We start from the raw sequence: 17,583 nt of genomic DNA, 5'->3' as shown, positions 1-17,583 counted from the left end.
TTTTTCCTTTAAAAGTCAAATCCGCCTTCGGTTTTACCCTTAGACATACTGTTATAGACTGCATCAACATAATTTTTTCTAGTTTGGCAGTTAAAAATTTCATCGCAATTATAACAAGAGTTTAGGTTTTTTGAGTTTTGACATGAAAGTAAAATTTCTTTTTTTTTATCCATATCTTGCTCAAATTCATCTCTAGCTTCATTCATTGTAAGCCTTTAAAAGTTTTGAAATTTCATATCCTGAGCCAAAAAAACAAGGAGTTGTCGCATGGATTTTATCAAATTCAAGTTCAAGTAAGGAGTGGTTTTTTCCATTTGTAGTTTTTCCGCCTGCTTTTTCTATGATAAAGGCTAGAGGAAAGACTTCAAAAAAGGCACGAAGTTTGCCATTAGGCGCATCTTGTGTTGCAGGATAGCTAAAAATGCCACCCCCTTTTAATAAAATTTGATTGATATCGCTTACCATGGCTCCAGAATATCTTAAGCGATAGCCTTCATCAAAAAGACTTTTGATAAATTTAGCGTGTTTTTCTTCCCAAAATTTTTGCGTTCCACCTGTAGCATTAATCTTGCCTTTTTCATTCATTTTAAGATCTTTTATAAAAATAAATTCATTATTTGCATTTAAGCGATAAAGTTTTGGCTGATCTTTGCAAATCACAAGTTCTAAGCGCGCTCCATACATACTATAAAGTGCAGCTCTTAAATTTTTAGCATTTGCTTTTTCTTCATAGATAGCAAAAATAGAACCTATGGCAAAATTAACATCCATTAAGCTAGAACCATCTAAAGGATCATAAGCTACGATAAAATTTGCTTTTTCATTAAGCGTTAAAATTTCGTCTTTTTCTTCACTTATGATGGCTTTAATGCTTGAACATTGACTTAGAGTTTTTGTGATGATTTCATCGCTTAAAACATCAAATTTGAGTTGGGTATCGCCTGTAAAATTTTGATTTTGACTGTAGCTTGTATCGGGAAATTTTAAAGCGTTAGAAATTTCTAAAACCGCTTTTTGTATATAAGAAATCACTTCTTGCATTTTATAATTCTCCTTGTAAATTTTTAGCATTTTTAAGTATGTATTGGCAAATAGCTTGTATATCGTTTAAATCAAGCCAAGTAAGATAAGGGTGAGAAATTTTTTCATAGCTTGCAATGGCGTTTGAGAAAGTAAAATAACTTTCATCAATTTCTTTGCAAAATACGCTAATGCGTGGTAAATCAAGAGTTTTTAATCCTTCAACCAAACAAATGTCAAAATCAGGGCTTAATTTTAAAGCTTTTAAAATATCTCTATTTTCATGAGAGAAAAAAGTTGTTCTTGTAGGGCTTAAAACCATGACTTCAGCTCCACTTTGAAAAAATTTAAAACTATCTTTACCGTTAAAATCAAATTGAGCTTTATCAGCAGGATCATGTTTGATGATTAAAACTTTTAAATTTTGTTGCAAAAAGTTATCAGCTATTTTGGTGATGAGTGTGGTTTTTCCTGAATTTGAAGGCCCGCTAAAAGCTATAATAAGTTGTTTCATAAAATATACTCTTAATTTTTTTGTAAAATTATATCTTTTTAAACCAAAAAATAGGGTTAAAAGGTTACAATAATGCTAAAAAATATGGAAAAAGAATGAAAATTTATAGTGTAATTTTAGGTGCTTTTTTGCTTGGAGCTTGTTCTTTAAAAGATCAGGCGATTGTGGATACAAATTTAAAATCTCAAACTTTAATGTTTACTCAAAAATATAAAATCACACAAGATAAGATTAATGCCATTATAACCATGTCTTATTTAAACCCAATTCTAGAGAAGACAAGTAAAGATGATATATTAGCTTTATCTTTTACTCCAAATACATTAAAAATTCAAAATTTAGAAGTTTTTATCAATAATAAAAAAGCCAATATTGAAAAACTGGATGATGAGTATTTAAAATATATAATACAAAACAACTATACTGATTATTTTAAAGTATCTCTTCCTAGTGTCAAGGAAGAGACTAGGCTTGTAGCTAAGATTTGTTTAGATCATTTGCCTTGTTTTGAATTAAATTTTCAAAAATATCCGAAATCTTTATACTATCGTTCAGAAGATGTCGATACACAATATAATTAGCTAGAACTTTTTTTCCGTAAATTCGGCTTTCTTGATAAGGAACTAGCTCCATAGACAAGAAAGGTTCAAATTTGCCCGTCTTAAACATATCATTTCTTGCAAGCATACGGTTAGTAAATCCTATACCGCCATTATAAGCATAAGCGACAAAAAGTGGAGATTTTAAACGTGATTCAAGGTAATTTAGATGATAGTTTCCAAAGTAATATGCTATTTCAGGTTTAAACATAAAATCTTGATCGAAATTTGGAATTTTTAATTCTTTTTCCCCTATGTGATTGGCCAAAAATGGCATAAATTGCATCATGCCTAAAGCATAAGAAACTGAAATAGCAGTTGGAATAAAACGACTTTCTTGTCTGGCAATAGCTAAAATTAAAGCTTGTCTTGTTTTGTTATAGTCTTTTATATTGTCATAATAAGGCATTATAAAATAATGTTTTTTAAAATTATTTTTGCGTTCTAATATGTAAGCATAAATAGGCAAGGTTTCTTGCGTGTCAAATTCTTTTGCCAAGACATCTAGTTGACTTGCGTTAGCATCGCGAATTTGTTTGTTTATTTTTTGCCAAGCAAAAGGATCTTGCATATTAAAATTATTTTTTTTCTTGCTTGGATTAAGGCTTTCTATCTTTGGAAAAGGTGTGTTAGTAAGTTCTTTTGCGTAAAGACTATAAATATTTAAAGAAGAACTTTGCGATAAAGTTTTTAAATCTTCTTCATCGTTTTTAATCAACCACATCCAAAATATAGCATTGTCTTTATTATTTTGCGATTTAAAACTTTGAACCGCCTTTTTAAAAAAGTCATAAGCAAGCTCTGTTTTATCATAAGTTAAGGCATTAACTCCTAAATAGAAAGCAGAATCTTCACTTACATTTTCAGGATTTATTTCTAGCATAGAATGTCTAAATTTTGGATTTTCTTTTTTAATAATAATATTTTGCGCAAAATCTTTAAAACCAATGTGGTTTGGTAGTTTATTGACTAAACTTGTATTTAAGTCTAAGTCGTATTTTTTAGAATAATTATAAAGTTTAAAAAAACCATTAATATCTTCTTTTTGTACTATATAACTCATAGGATCAGAAGTATTAAAAGCTAGCAATAAATTTGTCAAATCAGGTCTTTGATTTTTAAAGGTTTGAGCTAAAGTGGTTCGGTCTTTGGAATTTAAACTCGCTATAAAAACTAATGAATTTAAGCGCACACTTTGACAAGTTAAATTTGCATCTAAGATAGTATTTGCTGTATAGGTATAGCATTTAGCATATTTTGGGTTGATATAAGGCTTTAAAGGGATGATTTTTTCAAGTTCGGATTTAATTTTTCCTATATAGCGAAAAATATGAGAATTTAAATCTTGTGCATCTTTTTTACTGATTTTATTTTTTTCTAAAAGCCTATAAATATAATAATCCTTAGCAAGTGAATTTTCTTCCTTTTTGAGTTTTTCTATGCTATATTGTGTAGCATTTAAACTTGAAAAAATAAATAAAAAAACGAGTATTTTTTTTATCACAATATACTCCTTGAGATATTCCCAAGAAAAATGCCAAGAAACTGCAATGCTAAGACTATAATCAAAGGCGCAAGATCAATATTACCAATGCGTGTTGGAATTTTTCTAACTAAGGCGTAAGCAGGATAACTTAATTTATATAAAATTTGCACTATGGGATTATAAGGATCAGGGTTTACCCAGCTTAAAAGTGCTGTGATGATAATAATCCAAGTATAAATGTTAATGACAATTTGTAGTACTTGAAAAATAGAAATAATAAAAGAGTCTATAACCATAATTAAATCCTTGCTAATTCGTGAATAAAATTTTTAATATAAGGATAAAGATCACTAAGCTCAGGTCCGTGGATATTTCCTGTTAAAATTATCCTTAAAGGCATGAAAAATTTTTTACCTTTTAAGTCGCTTTTGCTTAAAAGTTCATTTTTAAAATCTTCATAGTTTTCAAAAAGTTCAATACCTTTTAAGAGTTCTTTTAAAATTTTACATTCTGTTTCAAACTCTCCAAAGTCTTTTGTGCTAAAAATAGCTTGCATTTTTTCTTTAAGTTCTTTTATGGTGCTTGCTTCTTGAGTGTAAAATTTAGCAAGCTGTGCAAGATCTTTGTTTAAATCTAAAATTTTATTAAGCTCATCATCTTTGATCATTTTGATATGTTCACGATTGATTTGTAAGAGTTTTTTAAGATCAAATCTTGCGGGAGCTTTTGAAACTTTAGAAATATCAAACCATTTTATAGCTTCTTCTAAGGTAAAAATTTCACAAGGAGTTTTATTGCCTAGCATGATCAGATAATTTGCGATTGCGCTAGGTAAAATTCCACTTTCAAGTAGCCATTTTACAGAAGAATGTGCTTCTCTCTTACTCATTTTAACACCTTCTTCGTTTAAAATGATAGGCAAGTGTGCATAAGTCATAGCTTTATTATAATCTAAGCTTGCGCGGATATGTTCTTGTTTTGGAGTGTTTGAAACATGATCTTCTCCGCGTATAATACAAGTGACATTTTCAAGCATATCATCAACCGCACAAGCAAAATTATAAGTTGGAGTTTTATCTGTTCTCATGATGACAAAAGAGTCTATGTTTTCAGGCTCAAAACTAAGCTCGCCTTTGATAAAATCAGTAAATTTCATAGTATGAGTAGGTTTTTTAAGACGGATAACAAAGGGTTTTTCACATTCTAAAACATCAATATCGGCTAGTTTTTCACAAGTGCCATCGTAGCGATAAGCTTTACCTTGTTTTTTGGCTAACTCTTTTTTTGCTTCAAGTTCTTCTTCAGTACAAAAACAAGCAAAAGCTTTTTTTTCGCTTACAAGTTTTAAAGCCATTTGGCGATGGAATTTTAAATTTTCACTTTGTATATAGTAATGCTGCCATGAAATACCAAAAAGATTTAAAATTTCTTTGATTTCTTCTTCTTTTCCTGCTATATTTCTAGCCTTATCAGTATCTTCAATACGTAAGATAAAATCCATATTTTTTTGTCTTGCACAGATATAATTAAAAATTGCTGCGCGTAAATTTCCTATGTGCATATCACCTGTGGGAGAAGGTGCAAAACGGTACATTTTATAGCCTTTAAAATTATTTAAAAGCTTATTATAACAGAAAAATTTATACGGATATTTAATTTTACTTGGTTATAATACTTTTATGATATTTTTAATTTTTTCTTTCATTGTATTATTGATTTTTGGCTTAGCAAATGTTTATATTTATAAAAGATTAATCAAGAAAATTACTCTTTTTAAGTATTTTTATAAAATTTTTGCCTTTATTTTTATTGTGCTTTTTTTAGCCCAAGCTGTGTTTTTAATATTTCGTAGAGATGAATATTTAAGTGATACTTGGTATGAAATTTTAGCCATGCTTTATGCGCCGACTTATTGTTTGTTTTTTATGACTTTAGCTTGGGATTTTATTAAATTGATTTTAGCTCTTATGGGTAAAAGAGATAAAAAATATAATCTTATTTTGCGTTTGATTTTTGAGCTTTCTCTTATAGTTTTAAGTGTGTTTTTAATTTATATAAGTATAAATAATGCTCTAAAAATACCTGAAGTAAAGAGTGTTGATGTTGAAATACCAAATCTTAAACAAGATCTAAAAATTGCCATGCTTACCGATATACATTTGGGTAAAAATTTGCATGAAAATTTTTTAGATAAGCTCATCACTAAAGTGAATTTGCAAAGTCCTGATATGGTTGTAATAGTAGGAGATCTGATTGATGCTAATCCTAAAGATTTAAAAAATTACATCTCAAAACTTAATGATTTTAACTCCACTTACGGAACTTTTTATGCTTTGGGAAATCATGAGTATTATCATGGTATCAATGAAGTTTTGGATTTACTTAGAAAACATACTAATATGAAAATTTTAGTCAATCAAAATTTAGATTTAGGTTTTATAAATATTGCTGGACTTGGAGATTTAGCCGGACTTGATAAGGGTTTATATGCTCCTGATTTAGCAAGAATAAAAGTGGATTTAAATACAAGTAAAGCTAGTATTTTACTCACACATCAACCTAAAACAGCTTTGCTTTATGATTTAAGTGATTTTGACCTTGTTTTAAGTGGGCATACGCATGGAGGGCAAATTTTTCCTTTTATGTTTTTAGTTAAACTTCAGCAAGGTTTTGTTCATGGGCTTTATAATTTAGGAGAAAAAACTAAGCTTTATGTGAGTAGTGGCGCAGGATTTTGGGGGCCAAGTCTTAGAGTTTTTGCTCCGAGTGAAATAGTGATTTTAAATTTAAAAGGAAAAAAATGAGTTTTTCAAAAGAAAGTTCGAGGCTTTTTGGTTTTGTAGCAGGGATTAAATTTCCTAAAATGATACAAAAAGTTATTAATGAAAATTATGTTAAGTATTTTAATATCGATATGAGTGAATTTAAATCTCCTTGTGAATACGAGAGTTTAAATGCTCTTTTTACAAGAACTTTGCACATTCCAAGAAAACTTGAAGAAGGTTTTATCAGTCCAAGTGATGGTAAAATTTTAGAGTGTGGAAGTACTTTTTTGGCAAATGAAGAACATTTTGCTTTTTCTATAAAAGGGCATACTTATAGCGTTGAGGAGCTTTTAAAAGATAGCTTTGAAAAAGATGAGCTTAAAAATGGGCTTGATTATGTCAATATCTATCTTTCTCCAAAAGATTATCATCGTTATCACAGCCCTTGTGATATGCAAATTTTAAGTGCAACTTACACAAGCGGCGCCCTTTATAGTGTAAATGAAAAGTATTTAGAACGCATTAGTAATTTGTATGTAAAAAATGAAAGAGTGAGTTTAAAATGTCAAAATGAAAAAGGTATTTTTTGGCTTGTTTTTGTAGGAGCGCAAAATGTAGGAAAAATGCGTTTTAATTTTGATACAAGCATACAAACCAATGCTAAAATTTCTCATAATTTTACTAGAAAATATGAAAATTTAAATTTCAAAAAAGGCGAAGAACTAGGAAATTTTGAACTGGGTTCTACTATAGTTTTAATCTCTCAAAAAGGGATTTTAAATTTTAATTTAAAAGCAGGGCAGGGCATTAAATTTGGAGAAAAAATAGCGGATTAGTTTTTAGGAGTTTTATTTGCCATTTGATAGATAAAGGCAAAAACTTCAGCTACAGCTTTGTACATATTAGGTGGAATTTCATCGCCTAAGTCAAGTTTGCTTAAAATTTCTATTAAATCTTCATCTTCTTTAATGGGAACTCCGTGTTCCTTGGCTAAAGAAATAATTTTAGCAGCGCTTTCACCTTTGCCACTTGCAAGCACTTTTGGGGCAGAGTTTTTTTCTTTTTGATAGCCTAGAGCTACAGCTTTTTTAATCGATCTTTTGATTTTGCTCATACTTTTTTATCCATACCCATTTCAAGATCTAAATTTTTCATATTTCTAGTATCAAATTTACTTCTTATGATATCACCTACAAAGAAATTTGCACTTAAAAGTCCTGCTTTATTGATATTTCTTTTAAGCTCATGGGCATTTTCATAGATGGTTTTTCTAAATTCAATATTTTCTGCCATAATATTAATATCTATATATTTTTCATTATTTAAAGAAATAAGAATTTCCAAATCCCCAAGTTTTGCAAATTCGAGTTTAATCTGAGCAAAAAATTTATCCTTTTTTCCGCGTCTAAACATAATTTTAGAATCATTTAAATCATCCCAAGAAAAAGGCAGATAAGTATTGATAGAATCATTAGCTAAAGACATAAGCTGATTGATTTCAATTTGTGCTAAAAGACGATTAGCTTGATTATATACAGCTTCATTGCCTTCATTTTTAGCCAAATTTGAAATTTGCAAAAGTGTTGATTTTACATCATGATGTAAAGATTCAGCTATATCTTGTTCTGTTTTTGGTTTAATTTGCGCTAGATCTTTGGTAGAAAGATTGAGTTTGTGTTCGAGATTTTTAAGTTCTGCTTGATTAAGCTTGGCATTTTGAGTATAGGGTTCAAGTTCTTTCAAGCTTTCATTAAGTCTACGAGAAAGATTGTTTAAATTTTTACTTAAATCTTGCACTTGTTCTAGATCTAAATTCTCTACATTAAATGCTAAATTTTTTACAATATTTTGTTTTATAAATTCCTGATTTTTAAAAATATTTTGCATGGTTTGGTTATTGTTAGATTGAATATTTTGAGAATTATTTAAATTTTGCGTATTGTTTGTGTTAGGATTTGAAGTGTTGGTATTTGTATTGATTGAAGTTTTGTTTTCTGTTTTTGTTTCATAAAATTTTGGATTTTCTTTGATATTTTCTTTTGATTTTTCTTGTTTTCCATCTTTAATTTTTTCTTGGTTTGGAGTAGAGTTTTTTATATCATTGTCTGGCTTATTTTCTGTTTCATTGTTTTGAATATCATTTTTTGTATCTTGAGTATCTTCTTCGTGAGTTTTTATATCAGAATCTAAATTTTCATCTTCTTTTATATCAGTTTCTTTTGCATGCGAATTTTCTTCGTTTTTTGAATCTTGCTTAATATCGGTTTTAGTATCATCTGTGAGAGTTTCTTCTTTTGATGCTTTTATATGTTTTTCTTCATCTTGGTTTTTTGTGTTATGATTAAGTTTTTCTTCTTTCATATTTTCTTTGTTACTTAAAAGATTTTCTAAAATATTTTCTTTATCTTGTATTTTAGAAGCTTGATTGCCTAGTATATTTTTTAAAGTATGTTCAAGTTTTTCAAAGGCGGTAGCAGTTTGCTTAAGGATGTTTGGATCTTTTATCATTAAATTTTCTGGCTTATTAAGAGCTTTGAAAAAATCATTTTTGATGGATTTTAATTCTTTTAAAATTTTATTAGCTATAGGGGTGATTTTTTCTTGAGCATGACTGGGATTTTTACTTATATAATTTTTAAAATTTTCCAATTTAGAACTTAAATTTAAAAGTGCTTTAAAAGAACTTTGATTTAAAATTTGCTTATTTTCATTTTTGCTAGAATTAATAATATTTTTTAATTCTTTTAAAGTGTCTTTTGGGCTTAAATTTGTATTTGCAAGCTGGGCTATCTGAACGCTTAGTTTTTCGCTACTAAGACCTTTGATTGTACTTAAAAGAGAGTGAAAACTTTTGGGTAGTAATTCTTCGTTTAGGGCATCTTTTAATTTAGCTTCTAAAAATACGCCTGAATTTTTAAACAAAGGAGCTAAGTTATTGTTTTTTATTTCACTGGCAGGTTTTAAAATTTGATTTAATCTATCTAAAACTTGTGTAAAAGTATCGCTTTTTGCAAGTTCTGTACTTAAAGTTTTTAATTCATTGGCAAAATTAGGAGCTAAATTTAAATTTTTTCCTTGTTTAAGTACAGGGGAATCGGGATTTTTTTGAGCATTAATTTGATCTAAAAGTTTATTAACAAGTTCTTTTAATTTGGTACCTGTTTCATTTTGAACAAATTTTGCTAGTATTTCCTCACTACTAGCGTCCTTGCTTAAACCTAAATTTTGCTTTAAAGCTTGTGCAAGTGCTTCTTTTGGATTGTCTTTTAAATTTGTTTTATCTTTTGAAGCAGAGTTATCTACTTTTAAATCATTTTTTTGCGTATTGGCAATTTGACTTGCTAGTTGAGTATTAATCATCAAATATCACCATATTTCCAGGCTTTTTCTTAAATTTTTTATTTAAAATATTTGGTTTATTGATAGCAAAAAGAATTAAAAATGCTAAAGAAATTATATAAAACCATATAAAACCTTTGATTTCAAAATATTGCATTAAAAAACCTAAAATTAAAGGGCCAAACAAAGAGCCCAAAGAATAACAAAAAAGAACCCCACGACCTAACTCTACGCCTTTATTTTTGCTTACTAAAACATCATTTGCTCTAGCAAGTGCTAAAGCATATAAACAAAATATTCCTATACCAAGAGTAATTCCTAAAAAATATTGCATATACAAGTGAAGTTTAAAAAAGATAAATATAAGCATAGTGATAAATCCTATGCTTGCACAAGTGATAATAGCAAATTTGCGACCAAGTTTATCTGAAATAGTTCCTATGATGGTTTGTGCAATAAAACCACCTAAAACCCCACAAAATATAAAATAAGAAACCGCTTTTGTATCAAAACCTTGCAAAAGTATAAATAAAGATGCCATAGAAAAAAAGCCATTTATAAGCATTCCAGCTATAAAGCTTGTGACGATAGCTAAGGGAGCTATATCAAAAATTTTAGGTATAGAAATAGGACTTGATGCGGGCAAAACAGGTTCTTTGATTTTAATTAGATTTAAAGGTAAAGATGAAAGTAAAATTAAAGTTGCACTGAGAATAAATACACTATGTTTGCTCAAATTTAACGCTATGATTAAAACTCCAATACCAAACGCAAGATAAAAAACAATTTCATAAAAACCTAAAATTCTAGATCGAATGGCATTTTTGCTTTTTTCATTAAGCCATGATTCTATGACCATTAAAAGTCCATAGTAGCAAATTCCTATGAAAAATCTTAAAACAGCCCAAAAAATAAGATTTTCGCTTACTGTATGAAGCATAGCTGAAATTCCAAAAATAGCACCAAATAGCCCAAAAGAGCGTATATGACCTATACGAGAAATAATTTTATGAGCACTGATAGTTCCAACAAGAGCGCCTACAAAAAAACAAGAACTTACTACTCCAACAGCTAAAGAACTTTCTCCGTTTTCTTTTAATATAACACCTATAGAGCTTACTATCAAGGCATTACCTGCAAATAAAAATGCCATACCAGCAAAAAGTGCTGTCATTGATTTAATAATTTTTTTTGGACTCATACTTTTTTATATATAAAATAAAAATAAATACACAAACTAGCAAGGATGAAATTCCACAAATATAAGCAAAGATATCTAATTTATCTTGGCGATGTAAAAATAAAAATCCAGCAACCAATATTACATAAGCCATCAATTTAAAGAGAGTAAAAAACATAGCAAAAAAATGGATTTTCTCTTTAACATTTGGCTTTAAATCGTCTTTTAGAACTTTAAAATGAATAATTTTTGATAAATTTTGTTTTTTTTTGATAAAAAGTGACGAAATGAAATTAAAATCTTTTTCATAATTTTTTGATTTTTTTATAATGACTTTTTTATAATTTAAATAAGAAGCAAAAATAATCAATAAAACACTAAAAAAAGCTATTTCATAGCTTAAAAATGTATCTAATTTAAAATGATTTAACGATGAAAATATGATCCAAAAAAATAAATGAATAATGGCAAAAATACAAAATAGAGCTTTTTTATGTTCCATTATTTATTCTTTTCTTTTTGAATTTTTTCTTTGATCAACTCATCTCTTTCTTTAAATTCTTCATAGCTTTTTACTTGAACTTTATAAGCTTTATAAACATTAAGTATAGCGGCACCGATCCCCCAAAAAACTCCAAGCCAAAAAAGCCAAGGATAAGGAGTAAATTTTTTAAGCAAGTATCCTATTCCCACACCTATAAATACAGCAACAACCATAGAGATACCAAGACTTAAACCATCCGCAGCTTCAAGAGTTTTGCGAATGATTTTTTGTCTTTTGCTGTTGGAATTTTCTAAGTGATTTTTTTCTTCTTTTAAAATATTACTCATATTCTTTTAAAGCTTTCCCTAACAGCCTCTAATGTTGTATCTATAATTTTATCATCCATTTTTGAACATATAAAGCCTGTTTCAAATTGAGAAGGTGCTAAATAAATTCCATTTTCAAGCATATTTTTGTGAAATTTTGAAAATAATGCTAGATTAGATTTTAATGCATCTTGGTAGTTTGATACAGGATCTTTGGTGAAAAAGTATCCAAACATAGAACCTACATGACAAGCTTGCAGTGGAAGTCCTTTTTCATCTGCTAATTTTTTCATTCCTTGGGTAAGTTTTTTTGCTAATTTTCCAAGTTTGTCATAAAGCTTGGTTTTCTTTTTGGCTTTTGTAAGACTTGCTATACCTGCAGCCATTGCCAAAGGATTTCCACTTAAAGTTCCTGCTTGATAAACTCCACCTAAAGGACTTAAAATATCCATAATTTCAGCTCTAGAAGCAAATGCTGCTGCAGGTAGACCGCCTCCTATTACCTTACCAAAAGTAATTATATCTGCTTGGATATGATTGATTCCATAGGAACCAAGGTAAGATGCTCTATATCCACTCATTACTTCATCAAAAATCAGCAGAGTTTGATTGTTTTTACAGATCTTAGCAAGTTCTTCTAAAAAATCTTGTTTAGCTGGAACTAACCCCATATTTCCAGCAATAGGCTCAATGATAACACATGCAATATCTTTATTTTTTTCAAAAAGCTCTTTAACGCTATTTATATCATTATATTTTGCTACTAAAGTGCGTTTAGCTACATCTTCTAAAACACCTAAAGAACTAGGAGAGTTAAAAGTAGCAGCACCACTTCCTGCACTCACTAATAATGAATCAGAATGCCCGTGATAACATCCTTCAAATTTTAAAATTTTATCTTTTTTAGTAAAGCCACGGGCAAGACGAATAGCACTCATGGTTGCTTCTGTTCCACTGCTTACAAAGCGGATCTTTTCTAAATGAGGAAAATCAGATAAAACAAGCTTGGCAAGTTCAGTTTCTAATAAAGTCGGAGCTCCAAAACTTGAACCTTTATGAAGTGCTTTTTGACAAGCTTTTTGTATATCTTTATCGCAATGTCCAAAAAGTAAAGGCCCCCAGCTTTGAACATAGTCTATATAAGAATTTCCATCTATATCGAAAATATAAGCACCTTTTCCATGAGAAATAAATTTTGGCTCACTTTGAACATTTGCAAAAGCACGAACTGGAGAATTTACACCGCCTGCGATGAATTTACACGCTTCTTTAAAAGCTTTTTTGTTTGTCATTTTTCTTCCTTGCTAAATTGCTTGATGTAATTATATAAAGTTACAATTTCATCATTTGTTAAAGAGTAATTTGGCATGATTGATTTTGCGTCTTTACTCTGATTAAGAGAATTTTTAAAATTCTCAAAACTAAGATTTTGTATACTTGGAACTTTATAAGCTGTTTTAATACCATTTTTCATATAATATCCTAAAATTTGTTCGCTTCCATCTGCTCCATGACATTCTTTACAACTAATACCCCTTGGATTTTCATAAAGCATTTTAGAGTATTCTTTAAGAGTGATAAAATCAGCACCAAAAAGATTGATACTAAATAAAAAAAACATTAAAACAATTTTCAAAGTTTCACCTTGTTAATGAAGTTTTAATATGATACAATTTTTACTTTAAAAAAGTGATTAAATTTATAGAAGGAAAATAATGACTTTGCTTGATGGTAAAGCTTTAAGCGCAAAAATCAAAGAAGAATTAAAAGAAAAAAATCAATTTTTGAAAAGCAAAGGGATTGAAAGCTGTTTAGCTGTTATCTTGGTTGGAGATAATCCTGCAAGTCAAACTTATGTAAAATCTAAGGCTAAAGCCTGTGAAGAATGTGGAATTAAATCTTTAGTTTATCATCTTAATGAAAATACTACACAAAATGAACTTTTGGCATTGATTAATACCTTAAATCACGATGATAGTGTTCATGGAATTTTGGTTCAGCTTCCCTTACCTGATCATATTTGTAAAGATTTAATACTTGAAAGTATTATAAGTAGTAAAGATGTTGATGGCTTTCATCCTATTAATGTAGGATATTTAAATTTAGGCTTAGAAAGTGGGTTTTTGCCTTGTACTCCACTTGGAGTTATGAAGCTTTTGAAGGCTTATGAAATTGATTTAGAAGGAAAAGACGCTGTTATTATAGGTGCTTCAAATATAGTAGGTCGTCCTATGGCTACTATGCTTTTAAACGCTGGAGCTACAGTAAGCGTTTGTCATATTAAAACCAAAGATTTGAGCCTTTATACTAGGCAAGCTGATTTGATTATAGTAGCAGCAGGTTGTGTGAATTTACTTCGATCGGATATGGTAAAAGAAGGAGTGATTGTTGTTGATGTTGGAATCAATCGTCTTGAAAGTGGAAAGATAGTTGGAGACGTGGATTTTGAAGAGGTATCTAAAAAATCTAGTTATATAACTCCTGTTCCAGGCGGAGTAGGTCCTATGACTATAGCCATGCTTTTAGAAAACACAGTTAAATCTGCTAAAAATAGACTTAATTAGGGAAAATCTATGGAAATTTTAAAGAAATTATATAAATTTTCACAGTCTTGGACTGGAACTGTAGTTATTGTTCTTTTGGTGATTTTTTTCTTTATACAAGCTTTTGTTATTCCTTCTGGTTCTATGAAAAACACCTTATTGGTAGGGGATTTTTTATTTGTTAAAAAATTTAGCTATGGTATCCCAACTCCTCATATTCCTTGGTTGGAAATTCCTGTTTTGCCGGATTTTAATAAAGATGGGCATTTGATAAAAGCACAAGGGCCACAAAGAGGAGATATAGTTGTTTTTAGAAATCCTAGAAATGAAAAAGAACACTTTGTAAAGCGTTGTGTAGGCACAGGAGGAGATAGAATAATTTATGCAAATAAAACACTTTATGTAAGAATGCATGAGGGTGATGAATTTATGAAAGAACATTATCCGAATGATCTTGTTGCTCTTGGAGGGCAAATTTATGTAAAAGAACCTTATAAACAAAAAGGTATTCATTATGATCCAAAAAAAGATATAGAAAGCGATATTTTACACTTTCTTAGTATAGGTGATTTTGCCATGTCTCCAACTTATATTAAAGAACTTGGAAATCATATAGGTTTTAGCGGCGGAAATGCTTATGTTTTTGATGTACCTGAAAATGAGTATTTCATGATGGGCGATAATCGTGATTATTCTTATGATAGTCGTTTTTGGGGTTCTGTTCCTTATAGGTTGATAGTAGGTAAACCTTGGTTTGTATATTTCTCTTGGGATAAAGATAAAAATGTTCGCTGGGAAAGGATAGGGCGTTTTGTTGATACCTTGGAAAATGATGAACAATATATCCATGATCATGATGATGAGGATAAATTAAGCTAATGTTTGTGAAAAACACAAACATTATATTTTTAAAAGCGTGATTTCATCACCTTTTTTTAATTCACTTGTATTTTCTTCGCTTATAAGTAAAAACTCACTTTTAATAAGTGGAAGTATCATACCAGATCCAAATTTATTTTCATTAAATGGTGTAAAAATATCTTTTTCTAAATTTCCTAAAATGAGATTGTTTCTTCCACTTTTAAGCTTTAAATCCATACCCATTGTAGCATGAAATTTTAAAGGATTGTCTAGGCTTCCACTTAATAAAGCAATAATTTTTTTAGCAAAAATAAAACAAGAAAGATAAGCTGCCATAGGATTTCCTGGTAAAATCAATACGAAATTTTCACCTTTTCTATAAAGCTTAGTAGGTCTTGCAGGGCGTGCTTTTAGTCCTTTAAAAAGCGGAGTAAAGCCTAATTTATCTAAAGCTTTTTCCATAAAATCAGCCTCGCCAACGCTTGCACCTCCTGAAGTGATTAAAAGATCAAAATTTGTATTTTCTAAAGCCTCTTTAGTGCTTTTAAAATCATCTTTAATAATACCCAAATAAGAAGCATTTTGAAGCATGGTTAGTAAAGGCAAAGCATTGGCATTATAAATACTTTCTTCATCGCATTCTTGCCAAGGTTCTTTTAGCTCATTTCCACTTGAAAAAATACCTATGCGAATTTTTCTTATGACTTCTATTTTATAAAGCCCTTGAGAAGCAAGCAGGGCGATATGTTTATCATTAAGTTTGGTGCCTTTTCGAAGTAAAATTTCACCTTTTTTTAATTCTTCGCCTTTATAGCGATAGGCATTGTATTGTTTAGGGGCTTTTTTAATGATGAGTTTATTTTCTTCTATATACTCATCTTCTAACATTAAGATAGTATCAGCATTTTTGGGCATTTTAGCCCCTGTCATGATTTTATAGCATTCATTCTTAGCAACTGTATAAAAATTTTTATCTCCTGCAAAAATAGCCCCTTTAATCTCCAAAGCCTCATTGATATCAGTATAATTAAAAGCATAGCCATCAAGAGCAGCATTGTCAAAACTGGGTAGATTTTTTCTAGCGTATAAATCTTTAGCTAAAATTCTATCTTTTGCTTTTTCAAGGCTAATAAGTTCACTTTCATCTAAGCATGAAATTTGATCTTCTAAGTCTTTTAAGGTTTTAAAGATATTTTTCATTCTTCAAGCCTTGTGATTTTAGCCCCTAAGCCTTTAAATTTTTCTTCTAAATTTTCATAACCTCTATCAAGATGATAAATTCTATGGACTTTGCTTGTGCCTTTAGCTGCAAGAGCTGCTAAGATAAGGGCTGAAGAAGCACGCAAATCTGTAGCCATGACATCAGCAGCGTTAAGTTCTTTTCCGCCTACTATAGTAGCAATATGACCATTGAGTTTAATATCCGCACCCATTCTTAAAAGTTCACTTACATGCATGAAACGATTTTCAAATAGTCTTTCATCAATAATACTAGTTCCATTAGCTTTTAAAGCTAGTGCCATAAACTGCGCTTGCATATCGGTTGGAAAGCCTGGATATTCGCTTGTCATGATTTCTACAGGTTTAATTTCTTTAGCAGGAAGTAGGGTGATGCTATCATCTGCAATCAAAGTTTCAAAACCCATTTGATGAAGTTTTGCTAAAACTGCACTAAGATGAGTGGCGTTAACTTTATCTAAAGTAATTTTAGAATTTGTAATAGCCCCTGCACAAAGATAAGTTCCTGCCTCAATTCTATCAGGTATAACGCTAAATTCTTTAAATTCTAAAAGTTCTCCATCGCTACCATAAATTTCAAGTTCATCTGTGCCTACGCCTTTGATTTCAAGTCCTGCGTCTTTTAAAACTTCGCAAAGTTGAACTACTTCGGGTTCTTTTGCAACATTTAAGAGCTTGGTTTTACCTTTAGCTAGAGCTGCTGCCATGATGATGTTTTCACTACCTGTAACCGTGATTTTATCAAAAAGAATTTCATTGCCTTTTAAATTTCCACTAGCTACGACATAGCCTTGTTTGATTTGTATATTTGCCCCCATTTTTTCCAAGGCTAAAAGATGTAAATCAATAGGTCTTTGTCCTATGGCACATCCACCAGGCAAAGATACTTCACAATGCCCAAAACGAGCAAGCAAAGGCCCTAGAGTAAGTATAGAAGCACGCATTTTACGTACAATGTCATATTTGGCTATGGTTTGATTAAGAGTGTTTGTGTTTAATAAAGCACTATTGTTTTGAAAATTGACTTTAGCTCCTAAATTTTCTAGCAAAGATATAAGAGTTTTTATATCAGCAACATTAGGAACATTGTTGATTTTTACTTCATTTTTAGCAAGTATGCTTGAAACGATCAAGGGTAGGGCAGCATTTTTTGCTCCACTTATTGTAACATTTCCGCTTAGATGATTTGTGCCTTCGATTTCTAGATAAGTCATATTTTTCCTTGAA

General features: G+C 29.9%; 20 protein-coding genes. 5 read left to right on the top strand and 15 right to left on the bottom strand.

The window, feature by feature from the left end; all coding sequences use genetic code 11:
• Positions 1-8 precede the first annotated feature (8 nt).
• The 3 genes from ELQ09_RS04445 to mobB are packed head-to-tail and all read right to left on the bottom strand — an operon-like array spanning position 9 to position 1,534.
• Entirely contained in the window at positions 9-206 is a 198-nt protein-coding gene (locus tag ELQ09_RS04445) for a hypothetical protein (RefSeq protein ID WP_002892523.1), read from the bottom strand.
• Complete coding sequence (locus ELQ09_RS04440; protein ID WP_134263793.1) at positions 199-1,041, bottom strand: class 1 fructose-bisphosphatase; 843 nt, start codon at positions 1,039-1,041, stop codon at positions 199-201. Before ELQ09_RS04440 ends, ELQ09_RS04445 begins: the two co-directional genes overlap by 8 nt.
• 1 nt (position 1,042) lies before the next feature.
• Positions 1,043-1,534 (bottom strand): molybdopterin-guanine dinucleotide biosynthesis protein B, encoded by a 492-nt coding sequence (gene mobB, locus ELQ09_RS04435; protein WP_002861481.1) that lies wholly within the window; start codon positions 1,532-1,534, stop codon positions 1,043-1,045.
• Positions 1,535-1,629: 95 nt separating this feature from the next.
• Between mobB and ELQ09_RS04430 the strand changes: the two genes are divergently transcribed.
• Positions 1,630-2,115, top strand: a complete 486-nt coding sequence (locus tag ELQ09_RS04430) for a hypothetical protein (RefSeq protein ID WP_070317200.1) — start codon at positions 1,630-1,632, stop codon at positions 2,113-2,115.
• Here ELQ09_RS04430 and ELQ09_RS04425 read toward each other — a convergent pair.
• Genes ELQ09_RS04425 through gltX form a run of 3 tightly spaced genes read right to left on the bottom strand, consistent with a single transcriptional unit; the run spans position 2,012 to position 5,213 of the window.
• Entirely contained in the window at positions 2,012-3,637 is a 1,626-nt protein-coding gene (locus tag ELQ09_RS04425) for a lytic transglycosylase domain-containing protein (RefSeq protein WP_079862156.1), read from the bottom strand. The genes ELQ09_RS04430 and ELQ09_RS04425 overlap by 104 nt on opposite strands.
• Positions 3,634-3,915 (bottom strand): YggT family protein, encoded by a 282-nt coding sequence (locus ELQ09_RS04420; RefSeq protein ID WP_134263792.1) that lies wholly within the window; start codon positions 3,913-3,915, stop codon positions 3,634-3,636. Before ELQ09_RS04420 ends, ELQ09_RS04425 begins: the two co-directional genes overlap by 4 nt.
• 2 nt (positions 3,916-3,917) lie before the next feature.
• Complete coding sequence (gltX, locus tag ELQ09_RS04415) at positions 3,918-5,213, bottom strand: glutamate--tRNA ligase (RefSeq protein WP_134263791.1); 1,296 nt, start codon at positions 5,211-5,213, stop codon at positions 3,918-3,920.
• Between the two features lie 85 nt (positions 5,214-5,298).
• On the opposite strand from gltX, the gene ELQ09_RS04410 reads away from it, so the two are divergent.
• The gene (locus ELQ09_RS04410; RefSeq protein ID WP_032583708.1) at positions 5,299-6,423 is read left to right on the top strand and encodes a metallophosphoesterase; all 1,125 of its coding nucleotides are present in this window, start codon (positions 5,299-5,301) and stop codon (positions 6,421-6,423) included.
• Positions 6,420-7,220, top strand: coding sequence for a phosphatidylserine decarboxylase (locus ELQ09_RS04405; RefSeq protein WP_088303874.1), 801 nt, complete (start codon positions 6,420-6,422; stop codon positions 7,218-7,220). Before ELQ09_RS04410 ends, ELQ09_RS04405 begins: the two co-directional genes overlap by 4 nt.
• Here ELQ09_RS04405 and ELQ09_RS04400 read toward each other — a convergent pair.
• The 7 genes from ELQ09_RS04400 to ELQ09_RS04370 are packed head-to-tail and all read right to left on the bottom strand — an operon-like array spanning position 7,217 to position 13,349.
• Entirely contained in the window at positions 7,217-7,498 is a 282-nt protein-coding gene (locus ELQ09_RS04400) for a FlhB-like flagellar biosynthesis protein (RefSeq protein ID WP_002852641.1), read from the bottom strand. The two genes, ELQ09_RS04405 and ELQ09_RS04400, sit on opposite strands and share 4 nt — an antisense overlap.
• Entirely contained in the window at positions 7,495-9,744 is a 2,250-nt protein-coding gene (locus ELQ09_RS04395) for a flagellar hook-length control protein FliK (RefSeq protein ID WP_134224699.1), read from the bottom strand. Before ELQ09_RS04395 ends, ELQ09_RS04400 begins: the two co-directional genes overlap by 4 nt.
• Positions 9,737-10,924: an MFS transporter gene (locus tag ELQ09_RS04390; protein WP_002877194.1), complete on the bottom strand. Its 1,188-nt coding sequence runs from the start codon at positions 10,922-10,924 to the stop codon at positions 9,737-9,739. The genes ELQ09_RS04395 and ELQ09_RS04390 overlap by 8 nt, the downstream gene beginning before the upstream one ends.
• The gene (locus tag ELQ09_RS04385) at positions 10,902-11,405 is read right to left on the bottom strand and encodes a membrane protein (RefSeq protein ID WP_002860510.1); all 504 of its coding nucleotides are present in this window, start codon (positions 11,403-11,405) and stop codon (positions 10,902-10,904) included. The genes ELQ09_RS04390 and ELQ09_RS04385 overlap by 23 nt, the downstream gene beginning before the upstream one ends.
• Complete coding sequence (locus ELQ09_RS04380; RefSeq protein WP_002916135.1) at positions 11,405-11,734, bottom strand: AtpZ/AtpI family protein; 330 nt, start codon at positions 11,732-11,734, stop codon at positions 11,405-11,407. The genes ELQ09_RS04385 and ELQ09_RS04380 overlap by 1 nt, the downstream gene beginning before the upstream one ends.
• Positions 11,731-13,005: a glutamate-1-semialdehyde 2,1-aminomutase gene (gene hemL, locus ELQ09_RS04375; RefSeq protein ID WP_134263790.1), complete on the bottom strand. Its 1,275-nt coding sequence runs from the start codon at positions 13,003-13,005 to the stop codon at positions 11,731-11,733. Before hemL ends, ELQ09_RS04380 begins: the two co-directional genes overlap by 4 nt.
• Positions 13,002-13,349, bottom strand: a complete 348-nt coding sequence (locus tag ELQ09_RS04370; RefSeq protein ID WP_002916139.1) for a c-type cytochrome — start codon at positions 13,347-13,349, stop codon at positions 13,002-13,004. Before ELQ09_RS04370 ends, hemL begins: the two co-directional genes overlap by 4 nt.
• A 79-nt stretch (positions 13,350-13,428) precedes the next feature.
• On the opposite strand from ELQ09_RS04370, the gene folD reads away from it, so the two are divergent.
• Positions 13,429-14,277, top strand: coding sequence for a bifunctional methylenetetrahydrofolate dehydrogenase/methenyltetrahydrofolate cyclohydrolase FolD (folD, locus tag ELQ09_RS04365; protein ID WP_002852542.1), 849 nt, complete (start codon positions 13,429-13,431; stop codon positions 14,275-14,277).
• Between the two features lie 9 nt (positions 14,278-14,286).
• A complete protein-coding gene (lepB, locus tag ELQ09_RS04360; RefSeq protein ID WP_134224703.1) occupies positions 14,287-15,135 on the top strand; it encodes a signal peptidase I in 849 nt (282 codons plus the stop codon).
• Positions 15,136-15,156: 21 nt separating this feature from the next.
• Here lepB and ELQ09_RS04355 read toward each other — a convergent pair whose 3' ends face one another.
• Positions 15,157-16,317 carry a molybdopterin molybdotransferase MoeA gene (locus ELQ09_RS04355; RefSeq protein ID WP_134224704.1) on the bottom strand — a complete coding sequence of 387 codons (1,161 nt, stop codon included), beginning with the start codon at positions 16,315-16,317 and terminating at the stop codon, positions 15,157-15,159.
• Entirely contained in the window at positions 16,314-17,570 is a 1,257-nt protein-coding gene (gene murA, locus ELQ09_RS04350; RefSeq protein WP_070317176.1) for a UDP-N-acetylglucosamine 1-carboxyvinyltransferase, read from the bottom strand. Before murA ends, ELQ09_RS04355 begins: the two co-directional genes overlap by 4 nt.
• Positions 17,571-17,583: the final 13 nt, after the last annotated feature.

It is taken from the genome of Campylobacter sp. CH186, from assembly GCF_004378925.1.
Taxonomy (GTDB): domain Bacteria; phylum Campylobacterota; class Campylobacteria; order Campylobacterales; family Campylobacteraceae; genus Campylobacter_D; species Campylobacter_D jejuni.
The sequence above is the reverse complement of the archived record's forward strand: the minus strand, read 5'-3'. Positions and strand labels throughout refer to the sequence as shown.